General features: G+C 36.6%; 23 protein-coding genes. 22 read left to right on the top strand and 1 reads right to left on the bottom strand.

Annotated features, from left to right (window positions below; all coding sequences use genetic code 11):
* The first annotated feature begins 3 nt into the window (after positions 1–3).
* The 13 genes from FD33_RS09010 to eutM are packed head-to-tail and all read left to right on the top strand — an operon-like array spanning position 4 to position 11,741.
* Positions 4–1,431 carry an aldehyde dehydrogenase family protein gene (locus tag FD33_RS09010; RefSeq protein ID WP_056955921.1) on the top strand — a complete coding sequence of 476 codons (1,428 nt, stop codon included), beginning with the start codon at positions 4–6 and terminating at the stop codon, positions 1,429–1,431.
* A gap of 24 nt (positions 1,432–1,455) precedes the next feature.
* Positions 1,456–4,002, top strand: coding sequence for a choline trimethylamine-lyase (cutC, locus tag FD33_RS09005; protein WP_025085272.1), 2,547 nt, complete (start codon positions 1,456–1,458; stop codon positions 4,000–4,002).
* A gap of 23 nt (positions 4,003–4,025) precedes the next feature.
* Positions 4,026–4,976, top strand: coding sequence for a choline TMA-lyase-activating enzyme (gene cutD / locus FD33_RS09000; RefSeq protein ID WP_025085273.1), 951 nt, complete (start codon positions 4,026–4,028; stop codon positions 4,974–4,976).
* 24 nt (positions 4,977–5,000) lie between these two features.
* Positions 5,001–6,125, top strand: coding sequence for a 1-propanol dehydrogenase PduQ (locus FD33_RS08995; protein WP_025085274.1), 1,125 nt, complete (start codon positions 5,001–5,003; stop codon positions 6,123–6,125).
* Between the two features lie 4 nt (positions 6,126–6,129).
* Positions 6,130–6,645, top strand: a complete 516-nt coding sequence (locus FD33_RS08990) for a hypothetical protein (protein ID WP_025085275.1) — start codon at positions 6,130–6,132, stop codon at positions 6,643–6,645.
* A gap of 2 nt (positions 6,646–6,647) precedes the next feature.
* Positions 6,648–7,484, top strand: a complete 837-nt coding sequence (gene eutJ / locus FD33_RS08985) for an ethanolamine utilization protein EutJ (protein WP_025085276.1) — start codon at positions 6,648–6,650, stop codon at positions 7,482–7,484.
* Positions 7,485–7,496: 12 nt separating this feature from the next.
* Positions 7,497–7,796: a BMC domain-containing protein gene (locus FD33_RS08980; RefSeq protein WP_025085277.1), complete on the top strand. Its 300-nt coding sequence runs from the start codon at positions 7,497–7,499 to the stop codon at positions 7,794–7,796.
* Entirely contained in the window at positions 7,790–8,053 is a 264-nt protein-coding gene (locus tag FD33_RS08975; RefSeq protein ID WP_025085278.1) for a EutN/CcmL family microcompartment protein, read from the top strand. Before FD33_RS08980 ends, FD33_RS08975 begins: the two co-directional genes overlap by 7 nt.
* A 14-nt stretch (positions 8,054–8,067) precedes the next feature.
* Positions 8,068–8,655, top strand: a complete 588-nt coding sequence (locus tag FD33_RS08970) for a cupin domain-containing protein (protein WP_025085279.1) — start codon at positions 8,068–8,070, stop codon at positions 8,653–8,655.
* Between the two features lie 25 nt (positions 8,656–8,680).
* Entirely contained in the window at positions 8,681–9,190 is a 510-nt protein-coding gene (locus FD33_RS13085) for a BMC domain-containing protein (RefSeq protein ID WP_025085280.1), read from the top strand.
* Positions 9,191–9,211: 21 nt separating this feature from the next.
* Complete coding sequence (locus FD33_RS08960; RefSeq protein ID WP_025085281.1) at positions 9,212–10,747, top strand: acetaldehyde dehydrogenase (acetylating); 1,536 nt, start codon at positions 9,212–9,214, stop codon at positions 10,745–10,747.
* Between the two features lie 8 nt (positions 10,748–10,755).
* On the top strand, positions 10,756–11,427 hold the full coding sequence (locus FD33_RS08955) for a phosphate propanoyltransferase (protein WP_025085282.1): 672 nt from the start codon (positions 10,756–10,758) through the stop codon (positions 11,425–11,427).
* A 23-nt stretch (positions 11,428–11,450) separates the two neighbouring features.
* Positions 11,451–11,741: an ethanolamine utilization microcompartment protein EutM gene (gene eutM, locus FD33_RS08950; RefSeq protein ID WP_025085283.1), complete on the top strand. Its 291-nt coding sequence runs from the start codon at positions 11,451–11,453 to the stop codon at positions 11,739–11,741.
* A gap of 419 nt (positions 11,742–12,160) precedes the next feature.
* Here the strand turns inward: eutM and FD33_RS08945 are convergent, their stop codons facing one another.
* Complete coding sequence (locus tag FD33_RS08945) at positions 12,161–12,997, bottom strand: MerR family transcriptional regulator (RefSeq protein WP_025085284.1); 837 nt, start codon at positions 12,995–12,997, stop codon at positions 12,161–12,163.
* 393 nt (positions 12,998–13,390) lie between these two features.
* Here FD33_RS08945 and sufC point away from each other — a divergent pair, with 393 nt between their 5' ends.
* The 9 genes from sufC (at position 13,391) to FD33_RS08900 (ending at position 22,743) form a co-directional block, all read left to right on the top strand.
* A complete protein-coding gene (sufC, locus tag FD33_RS08940; RefSeq protein ID WP_025085285.1) occupies positions 13,391–14,182 on the top strand; it encodes a Fe-S cluster assembly ATPase SufC in 792 nt (263 codons plus the stop codon).
* A 9-nt stretch (positions 14,183–14,191) separates the two neighbouring features.
* Positions 14,192–15,373 (top strand): Fe-S cluster assembly protein SufD, encoded by a 1,182-nt coding sequence (gene sufD / locus FD33_RS08935; RefSeq protein WP_025085286.1) that lies wholly within the window; start codon positions 14,192–14,194, stop codon positions 15,371–15,373.
* Positions 15,345–16,574, top strand: coding sequence for a cysteine desulfurase (locus FD33_RS08930; RefSeq protein ID WP_025085287.1), 1,230 nt, complete (start codon positions 15,345–15,347; stop codon positions 16,572–16,574). The genes sufD and FD33_RS08930 overlap by 29 nt, the downstream gene beginning before the upstream one ends.
* The gene (gene sufU / locus FD33_RS08925; RefSeq protein WP_025085288.1) at positions 16,571–17,017 is read left to right on the top strand and encodes a Fe-S cluster assembly sulfur transfer protein SufU; all 447 of its coding nucleotides are present in this window, start codon (positions 16,571–16,573) and stop codon (positions 17,015–17,017) included. The genes FD33_RS08930 and sufU overlap by 4 nt, the downstream gene beginning before the upstream one ends.
* Positions 17,010–18,401: a Fe-S cluster assembly protein SufB gene (gene sufB, locus FD33_RS08920; protein WP_371125776.1), complete on the top strand. Its 1,392-nt coding sequence runs from the start codon at positions 17,010–17,012 to the stop codon at positions 18,399–18,401. Before sufU ends, sufB begins: the two co-directional genes overlap by 8 nt.
* An 11-nt stretch (positions 18,402–18,412) precedes the next feature.
* Positions 18,413–18,724, top strand: a complete 312-nt coding sequence (locus FD33_RS08915) for a metal-sulfur cluster assembly factor (protein WP_025085289.1) — start codon at positions 18,413–18,415, stop codon at positions 18,722–18,724.
* A 493-nt stretch (positions 18,725–19,217) separates the two neighbouring features.
* Positions 19,218–20,114, top strand: coding sequence for a serine hydrolase (locus tag FD33_RS08910; RefSeq protein WP_234031744.1), 897 nt, complete (start codon positions 19,218–19,220; stop codon positions 20,112–20,114).
* A 180-nt stretch (positions 20,115–20,294) separates the two neighbouring features.
* Complete coding sequence (locus FD33_RS08905) at positions 20,295–21,713, top strand: NAD-dependent succinate-semialdehyde dehydrogenase (RefSeq protein WP_056955920.1); 1,419 nt, start codon at positions 20,295–20,297, stop codon at positions 21,711–21,713.
* Between the two features lie 184 nt (positions 21,714–21,897).
* Positions 21,898–22,743 carry an aldo/keto reductase gene (locus FD33_RS08900; RefSeq protein WP_025085291.1) on the top strand — a complete coding sequence of 282 codons (846 nt, stop codon included), beginning with the start codon at positions 21,898–21,900 and terminating at the stop codon, positions 22,741–22,743.
* Positions 22,744–22,851: the final 108 nt, after the last annotated feature.

The following is a 22,851-nucleotide window of genomic DNA, read 5'->3' as shown; positions in this document are numbered from 1 at the left end:
ATTATGCAATTAATAGACAATGATTTGAAGTCATTACAGGAAGCAAGAATCGTCTCGGAGACAGCTAGGGATTCGTTTGGAATGTTAAAAGGATATGGTCAGGATGAACTGAACCTTATTCTAAAAAAAGTAATCGATGATTTAACTAAAATTTTGCCAGATTTGCTAAAAATTGAGTACGCCAATAAATCTATCGGATCATGTGAAGATAAGTTAGATTTGTACAATCAGTTCATTGAACTATATAAGAAAGATATCGACAATAAAAAAATTGTTGGACCACTTTTATTTAATGATAAGAATCAAATTGAAAAGATGGGTGTGCCCTTAGGTCCGGTAGTTACACTCCTACCAATTGAAAATACCGTTTTATACAGTATTTATGCGTTATTGATAGCTATTAAATCAGGAAATACTTTAGTAATGGTTCCACATCCGAAGATGTCATCAATTTCTTCAAAAATATATCCCCAGATCCAACTGATCTGTACTAACGCAGGATTACCGCAAGGATTTCTCGGATATATGAACAATGTGACTTTCAATGGTGTAAAAGAGTTAACTGCCAGTTCAGAAGTGGCTGCTGTGATCAATGTTGGTTGTGCTGAATATTACGATCAGGTCAATATTCCAAGTAAACCAGTATTTTACGCAGAGACAGGGTCAACGCCAGTCTTCATTCAAAAGACAGCTGATATTGCAAAAGCAAGTTCGCAGATTATTAAAAGTAGAGCTTTTGATAATGGATTAGCTCCATCTTCAGAACAATTCGTTGTTGCTGAAAGCTCCATTTCTGAAGATGTCAGAACACAATTGATCAACGACGGAGCTTACTTCATGAATAAAGAAGAAGAAGCTAAGTTGAGACAAACATTGTTCCGTAAGGGTACAGAGGTTAGTGAAGAATATATCGGCAAAACTGCTAAATGGATCGCCAATCGATCAGGATTTTCAATTCCAGATGATGCTTTGGTATTAGTATCTGAACAGCCTTATATCTTCGAAGATGATCCCTTCGCTGTGAAGTTAAAATGTCCAATCATGGCCTTCTATAAAGAACCTGATTGGCGTCACGCTTGCGAAAAATGTATTCATCTTTTAAAAGAAAAACGCAATGGACACACGCTAGTTATTCATTCTAAAGATGACAAAATCATCAAAGAATATGCTATTCAAAAACCAGTTGGCAGAATGATTGTTAATGATTCCGCCTATCTAGCTGGTGTAGGGATAGGTTCAAGTTTTCCACTTTCAATGTTTTTAGGTGGTCAAACGACCGGTAGAGGTTGCACTGCTAAAAATATTGTAGCTGAAGACTTAACTTATCAAAGAATGATTTATTACAACGGTGATTCCGAAATTTCATCTGACGATAAAAATTTTGAAGAAGATGTTCTAAAGAAGTTCCTTAATAAGATTCTAGAAAATTAATTCCACGAGAAGTGAGGGAATGATATGAATATTAAAGATTTTTCAGCAAAGTTATCTGAAGCTACTAAAGACTTAAGCGATGAAGAACGCCAAGCATTAGTGAAAATGTTTAGTTCAGTTTCAAATGAAGTATCTAAAGATGCTGAAACAACGCCTAGTAAAGTTGTTGTTGAAGATGAAGAAACTGAAATTCCAGACGGAATTACAAGTAGATTGAAGGCTCTAAAAGACAACTATTTGAAGCAAGTTCCTTCAATCACAACTTATCGTGCACGTGCCATTACTAAGATTGCTAAAGAAAATCCTGGTATGCCAAAGATTATGTTACGTGCCAAATGTTTCAAGTACTGTTGTGAAACAGCACCTTTAGTTATTCAAGATAATGAATTGATCGTTGGTGCCCCAAATGGAGCTCCTAGAGCTGGTGCCTTTTCACCTGATATCGCTTGGAGATGGATGGAAGACGAAATTGATACGATCGGTACAAGACCCCAAGATCCTTTCTACATTTCTGATGAAGACAAGAAAATCATGCGTGAAGAACTTTTCCCATATTGGAAAGGTAAGTCAGTAGATGAATATTGTGAAGATCAATATCGTGAGGCCGGCGTTTGGGAATTATCAGGCGAATCATTTGTATCTGATTGTTCATACCATCAACTAAATGGTGGTGGAGATTCTAACCCTGGTTACGATGTTATCTTGATGAAAAAAGGTATGGTCGATATTCAAAATGAAGCAAAAGCTCATCTTGAAGAATTGGATTATGAAAATCCAGATGATATTGACAAGATTTACTTCTACAAGTCAGTTATCGACACAACTGATGGTGTAATGATTTATGCCAAGAGAATGTCAGAATACGCTAAGAAAATGGCTGATAAAGAAAGCAATCCTAAGAGAAAAGCTGAATTGCTAAAAATTTCTGAAATCAATGCCAAGGTACCTGCACACAAACCAGATACTTTCTGGGAAGCTATCCAAGCTGTTTGGACAGTTGAATCACTACTTGTTGTTGAAGAGAATCAAACGGGTATGTCAATTGGTCGTGTTGATCAATACATGTACCCAATGTTTAAACATGATATTGAAAGCGGTAACATGACTAACTATCAAGCGTTTGAACTTGCTGGATGTATGTTGATTAAGATGTCAGAAATGATGTGGATCACAAGTGAAGGTGGATCTAAGTTCTTCGCTGGTTACCAACCATTCGTTAACATGTGTGTCGGTGGTGTGACACGTCAAGGACTAGATGCAACTAATGATTTGACTTACTTATTAATGGATGCCGTTCGTCACGTTAAGGTTTACCAACCTTCACTAGCTTGCCGTATTCACAGTAAATCACCTCGTGCATATCTAAAGAAGATCGTTGATGTTGTTAGAGCCGGAATGGGATTCCCAGCATGTCACTTTGATGACACGCACATTAAGATCATGCTTGCCAAAGGTGTCTCACTTGAAGATGCTCGTGATTACTGTTTGATGGGATGTGTTGAACCACAGAAGTCTGGTCGACTATATCAATGGACATCAACAGCTTATACACAATGGCCTATCTGTATCGAACTTGTTCTAAACCATGGTGTTGACCTGTGGTACGGCAAGAAGGTTTGTCCAGATATGGGTGATCTATCGAAGTTCAAAACATACGAAGAATTCGATGCCGCCGTTAAGGAAGAAATTAAGTACATTACTAAATGGACTGATGTTGCAACTGTTATCTCACAAAGAGTTCACAGAAGCCTAGCACCTAAACCATTAATGTCAATTATGTATGAAGGTTGTATGGAACATGGTAAGGATGTATCTGCTGGTGGCGCAATGTACAATTACGGACCAGGTGTTGTTTGGTCAGGATTAGCAACTTACACAGATTCAATGGCTGCAATCAAGAAATTAGTCTTTGATGATAAGAAATACACACTTGAAGAATTAAACAAGATTCTTGTTTCTGATTTTGAAAATAACGATCAAGCTCGTAAGGATTGCTTAGCTGCTCCTAAGTACGGAAATGATGACGACTATGCTGATTTAATTGCTGCCGATATCATTGCTTACACAGAAGAAGAGCATAAGAAATATAAGACATTGTTCTCAAACTTGAGTCACGGAACATTATCAATTTCCAACAATACACCGTTTGGACAAATGACAGGTGCTTCAGCTAATGGTAGAAAAGCTTGGACACCATTATCAGATGGTATTAGTCCTACACAAGGTGCCGATTATAAAGGACCTACAGCTATTATCAAGTCTGTTTCGAAGATGTCTAACGATTCAATGAATATCGGAATGGTTCATAACTTCAAGATCATGTCTAGTTTACTAGATACCTCCGAAGGTGAAGAGAGCTTGATTATGTTGTTGAGAACAGCCTGTGCTTTAGGTAATGGACAAATGCAATTTAATTATCTGGACAATAAGACATTGATTGACGCTCAGAAACATCCAGAACAATATCGTGATTTGATTGTTCGTGTTGCTGGATACAGTGCTTTCTTCGTTGAATTATGTAAAGACGTTCAAGATGAAATCATCAGTCGTACGGTACTTACTCACTTTTAATTAACAATCAGGAGATGAAAACAATGGATACAAATGTGGATGGTGGCATTGAACGTCAGGCAATGATATTCAATGTTCAGAAATATAGTTTGTATGATGGACCAGGTATAAGAACCATTGTATTCATGAAAGGTTGTCCATTAAGATGCAGATGGTGTGCTAATCCTGAGGGTATGAACCGAAAATACGAAGTTATGTTCAAAGAAAGTTTGTGTAGCGATTGTATGGCATGCGTTGAAGCCTGTCCCCGTGGGATCCACTACATAGATGAGAATGGTCAACATCGTGTTAGACGTGATATTTCTTGTATTGGTTGTCACAAATGTGAAGAAGTTTGTCCAATGAATGCAATCCATATTACCGGAGCCATTAAAACCATACCTGAATTAATGAAAGTTATTCATGAAGATGATGCCTTTTATCAACAATCAGGCGGCGGCGTAACTTTGAGTGGTGGTGAATGTACTTCACAACCTGATGCCGCATTAGCTTTATTGAAAGCCTGCAAAGCTGACGGAATCAATACAGCTATTGAAACTTGTGGACACAGTCGTATGAACAAATTGATGGAAATGGCTGATTATATTGATTTGTTCTTGTATGACATGAAACACATGGATCCAGTAAGACACAATGAGTTAACAGGAATAAGCAATGAAAGAATTTTGGCCAATTTGAAAGAACTTTTCGAACGTGGTTATCAAGTTAAGATCAGAATGCCAATGCTAAAAGGTGTTAATGATAGTGAAAAAGAAATCCATCAAATTATTGATTTCTTAATGCCATATCGTGATTACCCTAACTTCCAAGGTATTAATTTATTGCCATATCATAAGCTCGGAGTTAACAAGTACGGACAACTAGGAATTGATTATCCAGTCAAAGGTGATCCAAGTTTATCCGACGAAGATTTGGACCGCATCGAAGGTTGGATCAAAGAATACGATTTTCCTGTAAAAGTTATAAGACATTAATACTAGATGAAAGGAGGGAATCATATGAATAAATTCAGTATGAAAACAGAAATAATCAGTGGAAATAATTCAATAAGTGAACTTTCCAATATGCCGATCAAAAATGCTTTGGTTGTCTGTGATCCATTCATGGTCAAGTCAGGTAAGATTTCGGCAGTAACAGATGCACTAGATAAATTAGACGTTAAATATGATATTTTTTCCGAAGTAGTTCCTGATCCTTCAATTGATGTAGTTTCAGGTGGATTATTCAAAGGAATATCATTGAAGCCTGATACGATCATTGCTCTGGGCGGTGGTTCAGCAATGGATACTGCCAAAGTAATCAAGCATCTCATGGACAATATCGAGATCAAGTTGATCTGTATACCTAGTACCAGTGGAACTGGTAGTGAAGTTACATCCTTTGCAGTTATCTCAGACCCCAGCGTCAATGGTAAATATGCTTTGGTAGATGAAGATATGATTCCAGATATTGCTATATTAGATCCAAGTTTAACTATGAGTGTTCCAGCAACAATCACAGCTGACACGGGGATGGATGTAATCACACACGACTTGGAGGCCTATGTATCACTGAATAGTACCAGTTTCACTGATGCGTTGGCTGAAAAATCTATTCGAATTGTTTGGAATGAATTACCTAAAGTTGTCAAAAATGGTAACGATGTAGAAGCACGAAAGGTCGTTCATGATGCATCTTGTATGGCGGGGATGGCTTTCAGTGGAGCTTCATTAGGAATTTGTCACAGTTTGGCTCACGCCTTAGGTGGTCGCTTTCATAAAGCTCACGGAAGACTGAACGCAATGTTATTACCTTATGTCATTCAATATAATTCTGGAATTGATGGATCTGAAGAAACTGAAGCATTACACCGATATGCACAAATTGCTCGAGTGTTAAATATTTCATCATATACAGATAGATCAACTGTTAATTTATTGATTGGTAATTTGAAGAGATTAACTGATCAACTTTCAATTCCTAAAACAATTGCTCAATTAGGAATTGACGAAAATGAATATAAATCAGCAGTTCCAGATATGGCTAAAGCAGCATTAAAAGATAGATGTACGGTAACTAATCCTGTTGTTCCTACACAAGAAGATTTAGAAAATATATATCTTAAGTTAGTTAAAGGAAGCTAAAGATATGTTTATTACGGAAAGAGAATTACAGGGTCTCTATCACAAAGCAGAATTTTCAGAATATATGATTTCCAAGAACGACAGGTTAACGCCTGAAGCCAAGAGTTTTTTAACCGGTAAAGGAATAAAAATAATCGAAAAAGATCATTCAAAAGACATCCAAAAGAAGCCAGAAACATATAATCAGACAGCTACTGAAGAACTTTTAAAGCTGGATTTACAAGCTGCTATCGTTGAGGCTTATGAAATAGATGTCAAATTAGGCAACGGTATTTATGAAGTATATGAGTTGCTTGATCAAGAAATGCCACCAAATTTACAGATATATTCATGTGACGCAAGTGAAGTACTTAGTAAACCTATAACAAAAGAAACGTTAAGAAACCCTAAGTATAAAGTGATTATTTTACTTAAGAAGTGTTTATCAAGAATATGTGAAATTCAATTAGATTCGAAAGATCAATTGAATTTAGTAAAGATAGAGCTGGTCGATCAGATTCGTAAACTAATGGAGGATTAATTATGGGTGAAAGTATGCAGGCTTGTAATAATTTAGTTTCAAAATTTGAAGCCGTTGTTGCCAATCCAGTAATTGATGAAAGCAAAATATATTACACAGGTGTTGATCTAGGAACTGCTTGTGTAGTTCTAGTAGTTATGAATTCTGAATATGAACCAGTTGCAGGGGCATATGAATATTCAGATGTTGTAAAAGATGGAATGATTGTTGATTATTTTGGAGCCATTACTTTAGTAAAAAAATTGAAAAAGAAATTAGAAGATCTGCTTGATACAGAACTTGTTTATTCTTCCGCAGCCATTCCACCGGATACCGAATCACTGGATGGTGGAGCAATTAAAAATGTAATTCAAAGTGCAGGTTTTGAAATTACATCTATCTTAGATGAACCAACAGCCGCTAATAATGTTTTAAACATTAAGAATGGAGCCATTGTAGATATCGGTGGTGGAACGACTGGAATTTCCATTTTAAATAATGGAAAAGTAGTCAAAATATCCGATGAAGCAACTGGTGGAACTCACTTAACTTTAACTATCGCTGGAGCAATGAGTACTTCGTTTGAAGACGCGGAACTGTATAAGAGAAATAAGGATAATCACAAAGAGTTATTACCGATTTTAAAACCAGTTATTGAAAAAATTTCGACTATCATAACGACTCAGGTTGCTGGATATGACGTGAAAGATTTGTATTTAGTAGGCGGAACTGCTTGCTTAAGTGGTATTGAAAAGATCATTGAGAAGAAAACAGGAATAACAACACATAAGCCAATAAATCCCATGTTTGTTACTCCTTTAGGAATTGCCAAAAGTTGTACAAATGAGGTCATAGATTAGGAGGCAGTAGATATGGACTGTAGAATTATCAAGTCACCTAGTGAAGGAACTATGGCGATATTGAATCGTCGTAAGGGTTCCGGAATTAGAGACAAAATTGACAACATCGACGCCGTCGGTTTGGTTCAAGGAAGATTGATCGAAATGGTTGTAGCCTCGGATATTGCTGAAAAGGCTGTTGGTGTTACCACTGAAGATATCAGGGGTAGCTGTCCTCAGAATATGATCATGCTCGCCATCTTTGGCGATACCGCCTCCGTTACTTCAGCAATCGAAGAGATTAAGAAAACATGGGAAACTGAGCAATGGTAATAGCTAAATTAATAGATAACGTCTGGGCAACTAGAAAAGCTGATAATATGAATGGTTTAAAACTAATGTTAGCGGAGATAACTGGCGGTAGAAAAAACGGAGAACAAATTGTGGTTTGTGATGTAATTGGCGCCGGTATTGGGGATAGAGTCATCGTAGCCAGTGGCACTGCAGCAAGACAGGCTTTGGGGGATAACAGTATACCAATAGATTCAGCTGTAATCGGAATTATTGATGATAGCTGTAAACCAGTCTGAGGGGGTGTTGGTAAATGAAAAAGGCACTATGTGCAAGCACTGTTGAAAGCGCTTACTCGAATGATCAAACAAACATTGAGATTGATCAAAATACCATCATCACACCTTTAGCCAAAGATTTAATTGAAGAGTATGGCTTAAATGTAAAAGTAATTGAACCAGAAGAGAAGAAAAATACGAGTTCTAAAAATATTTCCGAAGAATTGATCGTATCAATAATAAAAAAGATATTGAAAGATTCTTTGAATAACCGGTATGTAATGAAATTTGATTCTAATGGATTAAAAGTTATCGACGGAAGCAGCATACATTTTACTGATATTCCTAACTGTATAAATGGTGGTTCCGGTCAATATTGCAGTATTTTTTTCGGAAATTCTAATAAAACAAAGTTTGGCCTAGTCAGACTAAATCATACCGAACTAACTAAAACCATTGGAAATGATACTTATCTGTACATATCTAAAGGAGCATTAGACATCTCCATTGATGAGAATTCGTGTGTATCAAAAGAGGGCGATATCATCTTCATTCCTAAAGGAGCCAATGTTACTGTCAAAGCTCTTAAAGATGTCGAACTTGTTTATTCCTTAACTGAATAATTCATATAAATTGATGGAGGTAATTATGCAAGCATTAGGGTTAATAGAAACCAATGGACTAATCGCCGCTATTGAATCCAGTGATGTCATGTTAAAAACAGCTGAAGTTGACTTAGTGTCAAAAGAATTCGTCGGTGGCGGATTGGTAACAGTATCAGTTGTTGGGGATGTCGGGGCTGTAAAAACAGCCGTTGATGCCGGAGCCAGTGCGGTCGAACAACTGGGAGATAATTTCCTAGTTTCGAAACACGTCATTGCTAGACCTGATTCAGAAATTGAGCCACTTTTGGATGATCCAAAGGCAAAAAAAATTCCAGAAGAAATTGTTGAAGAAGATTCAGTCGAAAGCAAAGAAGAGACACCAAAGGAAAAACCAATCGGTTTTAAACCAGAAGAACTAGAACCAAAACGAATTGCTGAACTTAGAAAAATAGTAAAAACTAAAACGAACTTGAACATATCAGATGCCGATTTACAAAAGATGAGTAAGAAGCAGATTATTACTGAAATATTGAATTCTGATAAGGAAGGTTAGTAATTGTATAGGAGAGCGAACATGGAGAATTTTGATAAAGATTTAAGATCAATTCAAGAAGCCAGAGACCTTGCCAGAGCGGGCCATCAAGCCGCAATTGATATTTCAACTTTTAGTCAAGAACAAATCGATGCCATTCTAAAAGCAATGAGCGTTGCTGGAGAAAAACATGCTGTTGAGTTAGCTCAATTGGCAGTTGAAGATACTGGCTTCGGTAATGTTGCCGACAAGACTTATAAGAATCATGCCGCAGCAACTTTGCTATATGAACAAATCAAAGATGAAAAAACAGTTGGTATTATCAGTAAAGATACTGAATTGAAGACTATGGATGTTGCAGAACCAGTTGGTTTGGTAATGGGAATCGTACCATCAACTAATCCGACTTCAACTGTTATTTTCAAATCGATGATTGCTTTGAAAGCTAGAAATGCAATTGTCTTTGCTCCACATCCAGCTGCTGCTAAGTGTACTTTTAGAGCCGCAGAAATCATGAATGAAGCTGCTAAGTCTGCTGGAGCACCAGATAATATCATCACTTGTGTTTCTAATTCAACAATGGGTTCAACCAATGAATTAATGCATGCTAAAGAAATTAAATTGATTATTGCTACAGGTGGCCCAGGAATGGTTAAGGCAGCCTACAGTTCAGGGAAACCTGCTATTGGGGTTGGAGCTGGTAATTCTCCTTCCTATATTGAACGTAGCGCTGATGTAAAAGAATCCGTTTCACAAATTATCGCAAGTAAATCATTCGATTACGGAACAATTTGTGCATCAGAACAATCCATTATCTGCGAAAAATGTAATAAAGATGAAGTCGTCAGCGAATTAGAAAAACAGGGCGGATACTTCATGGATGATGCCGAAACAGAAGCTGTCTGCAACTTGTTATTCAAGAATGGTGGACACGCAATGGATGCTAAATTCGTTGGTAGATCACCACAAGTTATTTCTAAAGCAGCTGGTTTCGAAGTTCCTGCCGATACAAAGATTTTGATTGGTAAACAATCTGGTGTTGGTGAAGGCAATCCACTTTCATACGAAAAACTAACTACAGTATTAGCATTTTACGTTGTGGAAGATTGGAAGGAAGCTTGTCAATTAAGTATCGAACTTCTTCAAAACGGAATTGGACATACAATGAATCTTCACACTAATCGCGAAGATATCGTCTTGAAATTCGCAGCTAAACCAGCTTCAAGAATTCTTGTAAATACTGGTGGTAGTCAAGGCGGAACAGGTATCAGCACTGGTTTACCAATTTCCTTCACGTTAGGTTGCGGAACATGTGGTGGAAGCTCTGTTTCAGAGAATGTAAGTCCTAAACATTTACTTAACATCAAGAAAGTAGCCTTTGGTTTGAAAGATGTAACAACTTTGGTTGAAGACGATAAAAGTTTTAATCATCCCGAGCTCAAAGATGTTGTTAAGGAATGTGTAAATAAAACTCAATGTGACAGTTCACTAGAACATGTAACAAAAGATATGTCAGATAAAGAATTAAAAGTACTAACTGAATTAGTTAGAAAAACATTATCTGAAATGAATGCGTAGGTGTCGACATGGAAGACTATGAAGAATTATTAGGTAAATTGGTTGAGAAATTATCTGGACCAAATGTTTCAGAAGATGTGATTGCGGAAATTGCTAAAAAGGCTACAACAGATGAAAAAACAATTCCAGTTGGAGTATCTAACCGTCATATTCACTTATCACAAACGGATTTAGATAAGTTGTTTGGAAAAGGTTATCAGCTAACTCCTTTAAAAGATCTATCACAACCTGGACAATATGCTAGTAAAGAAACAGTTATTATCTGTGGTCCTAAAGGATCAATCAGTAAAGTAAGAATTCTTGGTCCAGTCAGAGCTAGAACTCAGGTTGAAGTTCTAAGAGGTGATACTTTTAAATTAGGTATCAAAGCACCACTTAGAATTTCAGGTGACTTACTAAATTCAGGACAAGTTACTGTTGTTGGCCCTAAGGGATCAGTTGAATTAGACGAAGGTGTCATTGTAGCCCAACGTCACATTCATATGTTGCCAAGCGATGCTGAAAGATTCGGTGTCAAGAATGGTGATATCGTTACTATCGTTATCGAAGGCGATCGTGGTGGGGAACTCAACAATGTAGCCATCAGAGCCAATGATAAATCTGGTTTAGAGTGCCATATCGATACTGAAGAAGCAAATGCTTTAGGAATGAATTCTAAAACTAGGATTCGTATTAAATAAAGAAAAATTTGGAGGAAATTATAATGAAATCTGATGCATTAGGAATGATCGAAACAAAAGGACTAGTAGGTTCAATTGAAGCAGCCGATGCTATGGTAAAGGCAGCTAATGTTACTTTAGTAGGAAAAGAATTCGTTGGTGGCGGAATTGTCACAGTTATGGTTAGAGGCGACGTTGGAGCTGTTAAAGCTGCTACAGATGCTGGTGCCGCAGCCGCTCAAAGAATTGGTGAATTGTTATCAGTTCACGTAATTCCTCGTCCACACGCAGAAGTTGAAAATATTCTACCAAAGACAACAACTACAGCTGAATAAAAAATATTATTATAGGTAGTCAATTTTTTCTCAAGTTATAACTCCATATTCACACTCCGAAAAATTAGAGCTGAACTAGCACATTCAGCTCTTGAATAAAAAGCCAGCAACTCTTTCAAATCAGAGTTGCTGGCTTTTGCTTTAATTTAAATTTACATCCTGTATTGCATTAGAATAAGTCCAATCTAAGATAGGATTATTTCATTGGCTCCATAAGTTTAAAGACACATTGATTAATCCTACACCATTGGCAATCAGAGTTGCAGTACGCTTATTACCGTCCCAGAATAAAGTTTTCATCTGATCCGGTTTATAAAACGATGATTTTGATCTTCACTCAAATGGTATTTATCATCGTATTTCACGTTACCCACCTTTAATATAATGATTTATATTGGAACAACAGAATATGAATTAGATTAATTTTCAACGATAGGTATCAGAATTTCAGTGACAAACATGTTGATATCAGTAGTAGTCCAGTAGTCGACGACGAATCTTTCATATACATTTGGACCGCAATTGTAGCCATTTTTCTTAGCCCAATTTTCCATATCAGCGTATTTTTTATACATTTGAGAGTGGTCACCAATGTAATAAGATGAAATGAAAGTTTTTCCGCCAATATTTTCCAATGGTAGGTTACTGTCATTATTTCGGACAGGCTTTTGCATGATAGTAACTCGGTTAGCTAATTCTAAAGATTTCTTTTGACAGTCATCAAAAGCTAGAATTACAGGACCGGTGATTTCAGCGTTGTTCTCCTCTAAATACCTGATCCAAGGAACATTGATTACAGACTCTTTATAATCATAATCAAAATCTTGATCTAAAAAGAAGTATTGAGATGGTTGAATATATTTGATATTGATAGATTCAAATTTATTACTGGTCACATTCATTCCTTCATGAATCAATTCCAACCAATCCATTAAGGCTTGACGAGAATTTTGAATTCTTTTTTCTTCGTCTTCTAAAAATGATATTTGATTTAAAAAATTTCTTTCATGGAACAAGCAACTATTGTTGTCACCAACACCATTCATATCCTGTAATTTAAATCCCATCTGTTTGTAATATTTGAGGATTGGCATTAGTTGAATAGTGGAGTCGCTGTAGTATCGATACCCGTTGGATGGACAAATGTAGTCTGGTTTGAGAATGCCTAATTCTTCGTAGAAAATTAAAGTTTTGCGGGAAACTTTGCATATTTTTGCTGTTTCACCTATGGTATGCAAATTTTTTGAGTCGACCATTATTAACCTCCATGATAAAAACCGTTCATAAGTGTATTATATAACAGTACAGATGTAAACGCTTACAAGTTTTTCGAGACAAATTATATTTAGACTGAATATATAATGAATATTGACTAAATCTGTTTAAAAAAATGGTCATGATTTTTGGCATATAAAAAATATAATATTAGTCTATATTGCCTGTTCTTCTTTGTTTAGCGTTGCTGTAAAATGATAAATAAGAGATGGTATGTGGTCGTCTTTGGTGAAAATGCAAAGCAAAAAGTGATAGCTGATGTTATAAATAATGTCTTTAAATCGCTCAAAAGTGCATTAAATCACGAACTGATGACACAGAAGAATCATTTTTAAAATTTGTGAACCGATTACTATCGAAACAGGAGAATAAAAATGGCGGAATTGTTAATAAAGGAACTTCATGTTGAAGTTACAGATGAAGAGAAAAAAACTAGCAAAGAAATTCTCAAGGGCGTTAATTTAGAGATGAAGACTGGTGAGATCCATGCCATCATGGGACCGAATGGAACGGGTAAATCAACTTTGTCTCAAACCATTATGGGCCAAAAAAATTATCATGTGACTCACGGTGATATTCTGCTAGATGGTCAAAGTATTTTAGATATGCCGGTCGATGAACGTGCTCGTAAAGGTTTGTTTTTAGCAATGCAGTATCCAGCTGAAATTCAAGGTGTTACGAATGCTGAATTTTTACGTGCTGCGATCAATGCTAGACGACCAGAAAATAACAAAATCTCAGTTATGGACTTTATTAAGGAATTAGACAAGAATTTGGAATTGCTAGATATGAGTGAAGCTATGACAGAGCGTTACTTGAATGAAGGCTTTTCCGGTGGTGAAAAGAAACGTAATGAAATTTTGCAATTATTGATGATCAAACCAAGTTTTGCCTTATTAGATGAAATTGATTCTGGACTTGATATCGATGCGCTTAAGGTTGTTTCAAAAGGTGTCAACTCCATGCGTGGCGATAATTTTGGAGCTTTGATCATCACTCATTATCAAAGATTGTTGAATTATATCAAACCGGATGTTGTTCATATTATGATGGATGGAAGAATTGTAAAGACTGGTGATGCACAGTTGGCTCAAAAACTTGAAGATGAAGGTTATGCTGGCTTGCGTGATGAATTAGGACTTGATGTGAATCTGATTGACGACTAAGGGGATATTATGACACTAGAAAAATTTGCGATGACAACAGATGAGCCAACTTGGTTCACTCAAAAAAGACAGGCATCTTTTGAGTTGATTGATAAGTTGCCCTTGCCTAAAATGCAACGTTTTAATTTTAGTAGTTGGCAATTGGCGCCATCGACTGAGGCGATTATTAAGACCAATGTGCCAACAATTTGTGATGATTATATTTTGATGGATATTTTTGATGCTATGACAGCGTACCCAGAAATGATCCAAAAGTACTTCATGAATAAAGTTATAAAATCTGACGAAAATAAGTTGACCGCTTATCATACAGCATACATGAATCAAGGTATTTTCTTGTATGTACCTGAGAATACGGTAGTTCAAAAGCCAATTGAAATTGAATTGAAACAGAATTCCAATCAACCTTTTGTTTCACATATTTTAATTGTGGCAGGTGAAAACTCGAAGTTTTCCTTTATCCAAAGAACTAGAACAGAGGGCGATGCCAAAAGTGTTGCTAACTGTGTAGTTGAAGTAATGGCAATGCCTAATAGTGAAGTGAGGTATGCGGCAGTTGATGAAATGGGAGAGAATGTTACTTCTTATTTAAGTCGTCGTGCCTATGTGGATCAAAATGCTTATGTTGATTGGTCAATCGGTTTGATGAATTCTGGCGATACAGTAGCTGATTTTGATACTGATTTGTTTGGTGAGGGTGCTCATTCAGAAATTAAGGTTGTTGACATCACTTCAGGACAGCAACAAGAAGGTGTGAATACTCGAGTTACTAATTATGGTAAACATTCCATTGGTAACATTAACCAACGTGGAGTTATCATGGATCGTTCACGATTAATTTTTAATGGAATTGGTCACATTATCAAAGGTGCTTCGGGTGCTAATGCCGAACAACAGAATCGCGTTATGATGATGTCGAGTAAAGCCCATGGTGATGCTAATCCAATCCTTTTGATTGATGAAAATGATGTTTTAGCCGGACATGCGGCAAGTGTCGGTCAAGTTGATCAAAGACAGCTCTACTATTTGATGAGTCGAGGAATTGATAAAAAAACAGCACAAAGAATGGTTATTCGAGGATTTTTGGGTGACGTATTAGTTTCGATTCCTTCCAAAGCTATTCGCGAGGAATTAGTTCAAACGATCGAGAGGAAATTAGCCGATGGACAAACAATTGCAACAAATTCGTAAGGATTTTCCGATTCTCAATCAAAAAGTAAACGATGAACCATTAGTATATTTAGATAATGCCGCTACTAGTCAGAAACCCAATCAGGTTATTGATGAGGTTGTTCGTTATTATAAAAATGATAATGCTAATACTCGTCGGGGCGTGCATACCTTAGGTGAGAGGGCTACTGAAGAATTTGAGACTGCTCGTCAAAAGGTACAACAGTTTATCAATGCTAAGGAGAGTCGAGAAATTATTTTCACTAAAGGTGCAACTGACAGTTTGAATTTAGTCGCAAGTACCTATGGCGAAGACAATATTGCAGCTGGTGATGAAATCGTCATTTCCATTATGGAGCACCACAGCAACTTGATTCCTTGGCAACAATTAGCTAATCGTAAAAAAGCTATTTTGAAATATATCGGTTTAACAGCTGATGGCCAATTGGATATGGAAGATGCTAAAAAGAAGATTACCGATAAAACTAAAATAGTTTCCATAACTCATGCCAGTAATGTTTTGGGTGTGACTAATGATATTAAACAATTAGCACAAATTGCCCATGCCCATAAAGCTATTATGGTGGCTGATGGTGCGCAAGCAGTTCCACATATGCCAGTGGATGTTCAAGATTTGAATGTTGATTTCTATGCTTTCTCCGGACACAAAATGTTAGCTCCCATGGGAATTGGTGTTTTATATGGTAAAGCTGATTTGTTAAAAGTTATGTCTCCTTACCAATATGGTGGAGAGATGATTGATTTTGTAGAGAAATATCAAAGCACTTGGACCGATATTCCCTGGAAATTTGAAGCGGGGACACAGAATGTATCTGGTGCAGTCGGACTAGGTAAAGCGATTGACTACTTGAGCAGTATTGGTATGGAAAATGTTGAGAACTATGAAAAAGATTTGGTTGCTTATGTTCTGCCTAAGTTGCTTGAGATTGATGGATTGACTGTTTATGGTCCCCACGATGCTGATCATCACAGTGGCGTTATTTCATTTAATTTACAAAACTTACATCCCCACGATGTAGCGACCGCCCTGGATATGGATGGAGTAGCAATTCGAGCCGGACATCATTGTGCTCAACCACTGATGAAATATTTGAATTTAGTAGCGACCGCTCGAGCAAGTTTTTACATTTACAATAATAAGCAGGACGCTGATGAATTAATTCAAGCAATCTGTGACACAAAGGAGTTCTTCAAAGTATGAGTTTAAATGGTTTGAACAGTTTGTACCGTGAAGTTATCTTGGATCATTCTGAACATCCACATCATAAGCAAAGTTTGTCTAGTGCGACGAACAAGATTACTTTGAAGAATCCAACTTGTGGTGATGTGATCAATTTAGAAATTAAATTAGATGGCGATAAGATAACTGATATTGGCTTTACTGGTGAAGGCTGTACGATCAGTCAGTCCTCTGCTAGTATGATGACCGATGCAGTCCTCAATAAAACAACAGCTGAGAGTTTGGAAATGGCCCATATTTTTTCGGATATGGTCATGGGTAAAGAACACTCTCAAGCTGATTTAGATAAATTAGGCGATGCTGCAATTTTATCCAGTATCATGCAGTTCCCCGCTAGAATTAAGTGCGCCACATTATGTTGGTGGGCATTGAGAAAGTCGTTAGGAGATGAAGACGATGATTGATTTAAATGATTCAGATTACGAATATGGTTTTCACGATGACATCAAACCAAAATATTCAACTGGTCGAGGCTTAACTGAGGAAACTGTTAGACAAATATCAGCTGAAAAAAATGAACCACAGTGGATGTTAGATTATCGCCTGAAATCCTATGAAGCTTACAAAAAATTACCCATGCCAACGTATGGTCCGGATCTTTCAAAGCTTGATCTGAAAAATATGCTTTATTATCAAAAAATGACTGATAGAAAGTATCGTGACTGGGAAGATGTTCCCGACAAAATGAAAGAAACCTTTGATCGCTTGGGTGTTCCAGAGGCTGAAAGAAAATACTTAGGTGGATCGTCAGCTCAATATGAATCTGAAGTGGTTTATCACAATATGCGCGAAGAATTTGCTAAATTGGGAATCATTTTTACTGATTCAGATACGGCCTTAAAGGAATATCCAGAACTATTCAAGAAATGGTTTGGAAAATTAGTGAAACCAACTGATAATAAATTTGCGGCCTTAAATGGAGCTGTTTGGTCAGGTGGATCGTTTATCTATGTACCGAAAGGTGTTAGAACCGATATCCCAATTCAATCATACTTTCGTTTGAACTCGGAAAACTCTGGTCAGTTTGAAAGAACATTGATCATTGTTGATGAAGGGGCTAAAGTTGATTACGTTGAAGGTTGCACCGCACCAAATTATTCATCTGACAGTTTACATGCGGCAGTAGTTGAAGTTAACGTGCAAAAGGATGCTTATTGTCGTTATACTACGATTCAGAATTGGTCAGACAATGTTTACAGTTTGGAAACCAAACGTGCCGCTGCCGAAGAGAACGCTACGATGGAATGGGTTGATGGCAATTTAGGTTCTAAGGTTACGATGAAGTATCCGAGTGTTTATTTGAATGGTGAAAATGCCCGAGGCACGATGTTGTCGATTGCTGTGGCAAGTAATGGAATTCATCAAGACTCTGGTGCCAGAATGATTCACAATGCTAAAAATACTTCTAGTTCAATTGTTTCAAAATCAATCGCTAAAACTGGTGGTTCAGTTGATTATCGAGGTACGGTCCGTTTTGGAAAGCACTCTGATGGCTCAAAAGCTCATGTGGAGTGTGACACAATTATTATGGATGATCAGTCTTCATCTGATACAATACCTTATAATGAAATTGATAATGCTAACGTTTCAATGGAACATGAGGCTCGAGTTTCTAAGATTTCAGAAGAACAGCTTTATTATTTAATGAGCCGTGGAATTTCTGAGGAAAAGGCTACTGAAATGATTGTTATGGGATTCGTGGAGCCATTTACAAAAAAACTCCCAATGGAATATGCCGTCGAATTAAACCGTTTGATCAGTTTTGAGATGGAAGGTTCAATTGGTTAAAGGATAAGATTATGACAGAAAAAAAGGATCTAGTTATGGAGGCTTTAGAGGATGTGATCGATCCGGAATTAGGAATCGACATCGTGAACTTGGGTTTGATCTACGGAGTAAATATTGAGCATGAGAATAAAGCCGTGGTGACAATGACCTTGACGACAATGGGATGTCCTTTGAGCGATATGTTGCATGATTCGATTGTAGAGGCTGCCGAAACAGTTGAGGGAATCAGTGAGTGTGAGGTTGAGTTAGTTTGGTATCCAACTTGGGATATCTCCAGAATGAGTCGTTATGCTCGAATTTCACTGGGAATCTTTGGGGGATAACCGATTTAACTGGATTTGTGGTTGATTGCCCACAATTTTTTTACTATCGACTGATTTCCCTGATTCTAATGTTATTGATGTTTTGAAATTTTTGAAGAAATTTAAATCAAAAGAACGACCTCCATTAAATATTCAAGATATATTCTTTACTTGAATCCCTTAATAGAGGCCGTTCTTGTTTTATTAAGCTAAACATTTTATAAAATTATTAGCTTCAAGTCACGCCCATAGCGTTCCAACACATTCCCAATTCTTACGGAAGACGGGAAGTTAAGCACATACAAACTATAGCCTACCTTCAAATTGACTTTTGATTTTTATTTCAGAGATGTAACAAAATTTACAAAATATTAAAAGAGTTGTAATGAAAACGTATAAAGAAAATTCACAAATAGCTCGTATAATTGACTTTATTAAATTTTTACGATTAATGGGATGAGGTAATCTTATACGAGTCAAAAGAAGAAGATTCAAAAAATATTTGAGAGTTCTTTTGATTGCAACAATAATAATCGTTGGTAGTTTGAGTTATTTCTTCAATAATTCATATGCATCAACTATTATTGACAATTTTAAAACTGAGCAGGCAATTAAAAAGAAACAAAAAATTATTCAAACCAATCTGACTAACTATCTGAATACAGTTACCAAGGATGGTACTGCTAGTGTTAGTTTTTACAATTTAGGTGCAGAAAGTGGCAGTGCCGCGGCTAATAGTAAGTATGCCAAACTTTATCAAGCTGGTAGTTTGGAAACTGAATCGAACGCTCATGCAGTTAAAACAGCTGCTAGTACATATAAATTGTATTTAACAGCTTACTTGATGAATCAAAAGTCGAATGGTAATTTTAGTTGGACGACTGAAAATACTGATAATTTTGACAAAATGATCGTTAACAGCGAAAATGATTTTGCGGAAGCACAAATTGACAAGTATGGTGCTAGTACGATCAGTACCTTCATTAAAAAACAAGGTTGGTATCCATCAGTTTTCCAAGATGGACAGGCTGCCAAAACAACTAGTTATAGTTTGCAACTACTGCTAGAAGATTTAGCCACCGGAAAAGGTGCCTATGAAAATGAATCTGATCAAGCAAAAATTTTGGATTTAATGGGTAAGCAAATTTACCGTACAGGAATCCCTGCTGGAGCATCCGCCGCTGATAGTGGAACAACTGTCCAAGACAAAGTTGGATTTCTGAATGATACTAACAACGACGCCGGTATTGTAACGTTACCAAATGGACAAAGATATATTTTAGTAGTTATGACGAATGGCCATAATCAAAGTGGTTTGAGTGGCTTTTCAAGAATTGCTGAAATCACAAAGAATGTACAGAAGATTGTTTATGGCTCAGATGCCGGAAACAAAATTGAAAATTATTCTTAACAAAAAGTCGAGGTTATCCTCGGCTTTTTTTGTCTAGAAGATTTTGTTATCTATATAGTAAAAGTGGTACGATTCAATTTTTATAAAGGGTACGTATTTATTTTAAAATTGATAGGGTTTACAATGGACTCATAATCTTTAACAAAATGTTTTAAATAAATTTTGGAGGCATTAATTATTATGGCCTATAAAACTATCAATCCTTATACAAATGAATTAGTAAAATCTTATCCAGATGCAACGGCAGAGGAAATTGAATCTGCCTTGAGTACTGGGTATGCACTTTATAAAAAATGGCGGAATGAATCGGTTAGCAGTAGAGCTGTTACATTACATACAATTGCTGATCTATTACGTGAAAACGAAGATGAATTAGCTAAAATTGCTACAATCGATATGGGTAAACTTTACGCTGAATCAAAAGGTGAGGTGGAACTTTGTGCAATCATTGCTGACTACTACGCTGATAATGGTGCCGATTTATTGAAACCTACACCAATTAGTAGTCGCAACACCGGTGATGCGGAGATCTTGCACCAAGCTACTGGTGTTTTGATGATGGTTGAACCATGGAATTTCCCATACTATCAAATTATGCGAGTCTTCGCTCCTAATTTTATGGTTGGGAATCCTATGATTTTGAAACATGCTTCAAATACACCGGGATCAGCTGCAGCCTTTGAAAAGATAGTGCTAGAAGCTGGAGCACCTAAGGGAAGTTTGACAAATCTTTTTGCTAGTTATGATCAAGTTAGTGGTATTATTGCTGATCCACGTGTTCAAGGGGTCGCATTAACGGGGTCAAAACGTGGCGGTCAATCAGTTGCTGAAACGGCTGGCAAGAATCTTAAAAAGAATTCAATGGAACTCGGTGGATCTGATGCTTTTGTAGTCTTGTCAGATGCTGATGTTGATAAAGCTGTTGATCTTGCTTGGAGAGTTCGTATCTACAATGCTGGACAAGTATGTACTTCAGATAAAAGATTTATCGTAGCTGATAATTTGTACGATGAATTCTTGAAGAAACTTAAAGAAAATTTTGAAAAATTGGTTCCAGGAGATCCCATGGACCCTAAGACTACGATTGCTCCTATGAATTCCAAACGTGCTAAAGAAAAACTTCAAAGTCAAATTGACAGGGCTATTGCCGGTGGTGCTAAAGTTTATTACGGTAACCAACCAATTGATTTACCAGGTCAATTCATTCAACCAACTATTTTGACTGATATAGATAAAGATAATCCAGAATTCTATGATGAAATGTTTGGACCAGTTGCCCAAGTCTTCAAGGTAAGTTCCGATCAAGAAGCCATCGATTTAGCTAATGATTCCAAATTAGGACTAGGTGGAATAGTTGTTTCGGCCGATCCACAACATGGAAAGGCTGTTGCCGAAAAGATCGAAACCGGAATGGTCTTTGTTAATTCGTTCTTAGTTTCTCTTCCAGAGTTACCGTTTGGTGGTGTTAAAGGTTCAGGTTATGGTCGTGAAATGAGTCAACTAGGATTAACTGCCTTCACAAATGAAAAATTAATTGTAACTGCACAAGATCCAGATTGGAATAATCCGGCTGGTGGTTTAGCAATCTTTAAAAAATAGCTAATAAATAATACTTGATCGAGAGATCGGGTATTTTTTTTTGAAAGTATTGTCGGGCAAACTACTGATATGATCCAATAGGTACTTTTTGGTTAGTGTAGAACTAAAAAGTGGGTACTATTTTTTTGATTTAGCAGGGTATATATTAACAACATGTTCTTTACAGATAATTGGAGGAAACAAGATGATTAATTCATTGAATGATCGCGTAACACTAAATAACGGTACAAAAATTCCTGGATTGGGATTAGGTGTATTTCAAATTCCGAATGAAGACACGGCTAAGGTTGTGGCTGAAGGAATTAAAAATGGTTATCGTCTAATCGATACTGCCCAAGTTTATGGTAATGAGGCCGGTACTGGAGAAGGTATTCGTCAAGGATTAAACGAAACTGGTTTATCACGTGAAGACTTATTTGTAACTTCAAAAGTTTGGAATGATCATTTAACGTACGATCAAACCGTTGCAGCCTTTAATTCTAGTTTGAAAAAATTAGGCTTAGATTATTGGGATTTGTATTTGATTCACTGGCCTGGCAATGATTCATTTAAAGAATCCTACCAAGCGCTTGAGGATCTATATAAGTCAGGAAAAATTAAGGCCATTGGCGTAAGCAATTTTGAAATTCATCATTTGAAGGAATTGACAGAATATGCTGATATAACTCCTGTTTTAGATCAGGTTGAATCACATCCAAAATTGAATCAAGACAAATTGCACGAATATGCAAAAACTCAAGATATTAAGATTCAAGCTTGGTCACCACTTATGCAAGGCCAAATTTTGAAAGATGAAACTTTAAAAGCTATTGCTGACAAGCACAATAAGACAGTAGCTCAAGTGATTTTGAGATGGGATATTCAAAGAGATGTACTACTAGCTGTTAAGTCGGTTCGTTCTGAAAGAATGCAAAGTAATGCCAATGTATTTGACTTTACATTGGATGATTCTGATATGGAAACTATTAATAATATGAATGAAGATTTCCGAGTTGGTCCAGATCCAGATGAATATAATTTTGAAGGTTAGTTATATAAGACTTTGCTATTAGGATTGGTCAGATTAAAAGGCGTTGCTGGAATTTATGGCTGTACGATAAATAGAGTTGATAGGCATTTTGCCATCAACTCTATTTTT

This window comes from Companilactobacillus paralimentarius DSM 13238 = JCM 10415, assembly GCF_001434985.1.
Taxonomy (GTDB): Bacteria; Bacillota; Bacilli; order Lactobacillales; family Lactobacillaceae; genus Companilactobacillus; species Companilactobacillus paralimentarius.
Note: the sequence above shows the minus strand (reverse complement) of the source record. Positions and strands in the feature narration are given on the sequence as shown.

What these genes read in the sequence shown, in the direction of transcription:
- FD33_RS09010 (WP_056955921.1), top strand. Translation starts at nt 4, where the DNA reads ATGCAATTAATAGACAATGATTTGAAGTCATTACAGGAAGCAAGAATC.
- cutC (WP_025085272.1), top strand. Translation starts at nt 1,456, where the DNA reads ATGAATATTAAAGATTTTTCAGCAAAGTTATCTGAAGCTACTAAAGAC.
- cutD (WP_025085273.1), top strand. Translation starts at nt 4,026, where the DNA reads ATGGATACAAATGTGGATGGTGGCATTGAACGTCAGGCAATGATATTC.
- FD33_RS08995 (WP_025085274.1), top strand. Translation starts at nt 5,001, where the DNA reads ATGAATAAATTCAGTATGAAAACAGAAATAATCAGTGGAAATAATTCA.
- FD33_RS08990 (WP_025085275.1), top strand. Translation starts at nt 6,130, where the DNA reads ATGTTTATTACGGAAAGAGAATTACAGGGTCTCTATCACAAAGCAGAA.
- eutJ (WP_025085276.1), top strand. Translation starts at nt 6,648, where the DNA reads ATGGGTGAAAGTATGCAGGCTTGTAATAATTTAGTTTCAAAATTTGAA.
- FD33_RS08980 (WP_025085277.1), top strand. Translation starts at nt 7,497, where the DNA reads ATGGACTGTAGAATTATCAAGTCACCTAGTGAAGGAACTATGGCGATA.
- FD33_RS08975 (WP_025085278.1), top strand. Translation starts at nt 7,790, where the DNA reads ATGGTAATAGCTAAATTAATAGATAACGTCTGGGCAACTAGAAAAGCT.
- FD33_RS08970 (WP_025085279.1), top strand. Translation starts at nt 8,068, where the DNA reads ATGAAAAAGGCACTATGTGCAAGCACTGTTGAAAGCGCTTACTCGAAT.
- FD33_RS13085 (WP_025085280.1), top strand. Translation starts at nt 8,681, where the DNA reads ATGCAAGCATTAGGGTTAATAGAAACCAATGGACTAATCGCCGCTATT.
- FD33_RS08960 (WP_025085281.1), top strand. Translation starts at nt 9,212, where the DNA reads ATGGAGAATTTTGATAAAGATTTAAGATCAATTCAAGAAGCCAGAGAC.
- FD33_RS08955 (WP_025085282.1), top strand. Translation starts at nt 10,756, where the DNA reads ATGGAAGACTATGAAGAATTATTAGGTAAATTGGTTGAGAAATTATCT.
- eutM (WP_025085283.1), top strand. Translation starts at nt 11,451, where the DNA reads ATGAAATCTGATGCATTAGGAATGATCGAAACAAAAGGACTAGTAGGT.
- FD33_RS08945 (WP_025085284.1), bottom strand. Translation starts at nt 12,997, where the DNA reads ATGGTCGACTCAAAAAATTTGCATACCATAGGTGAAACAGCAAAAATA.
- sufC (WP_025085285.1), top strand. Translation starts at nt 13,391, where the DNA reads ATGGCGGAATTGTTAATAAAGGAACTTCATGTTGAAGTTACAGATGAA.
- sufD (WP_025085286.1), top strand. Translation starts at nt 14,192, where the DNA reads ATGACACTAGAAAAATTTGCGATGACAACAGATGAGCCAACTTGGTTC.
- FD33_RS08930 (WP_025085287.1), top strand. Translation starts at nt 15,345, where the DNA reads ATGGACAAACAATTGCAACAAATTCGTAAGGATTTTCCGATTCTCAAT.
- sufU (WP_025085288.1), top strand. Translation starts at nt 16,571, where the DNA reads ATGAGTTTAAATGGTTTGAACAGTTTGTACCGTGAAGTTATCTTGGAT.
- sufB (WP_371125776.1), top strand. Translation starts at nt 17,010, where the DNA reads ATGATTGATTTAAATGATTCAGATTACGAATATGGTTTTCACGATGAC.
- FD33_RS08915 (WP_025085289.1), top strand. Translation starts at nt 18,413, where the DNA reads ATGACAGAAAAAAAGGATCTAGTTATGGAGGCTTTAGAGGATGTGATC.
- FD33_RS08905 (WP_056955920.1), top strand. Translation starts at nt 20,295, where the DNA reads ATGGCCTATAAAACTATCAATCCTTATACAAATGAATTAGTAAAATCT.
- FD33_RS08900 (WP_025085291.1), top strand. Translation starts at nt 21,898, where the DNA reads ATGATTAATTCATTGAATGATCGCGTAACACTAAATAACGGTACAAAA.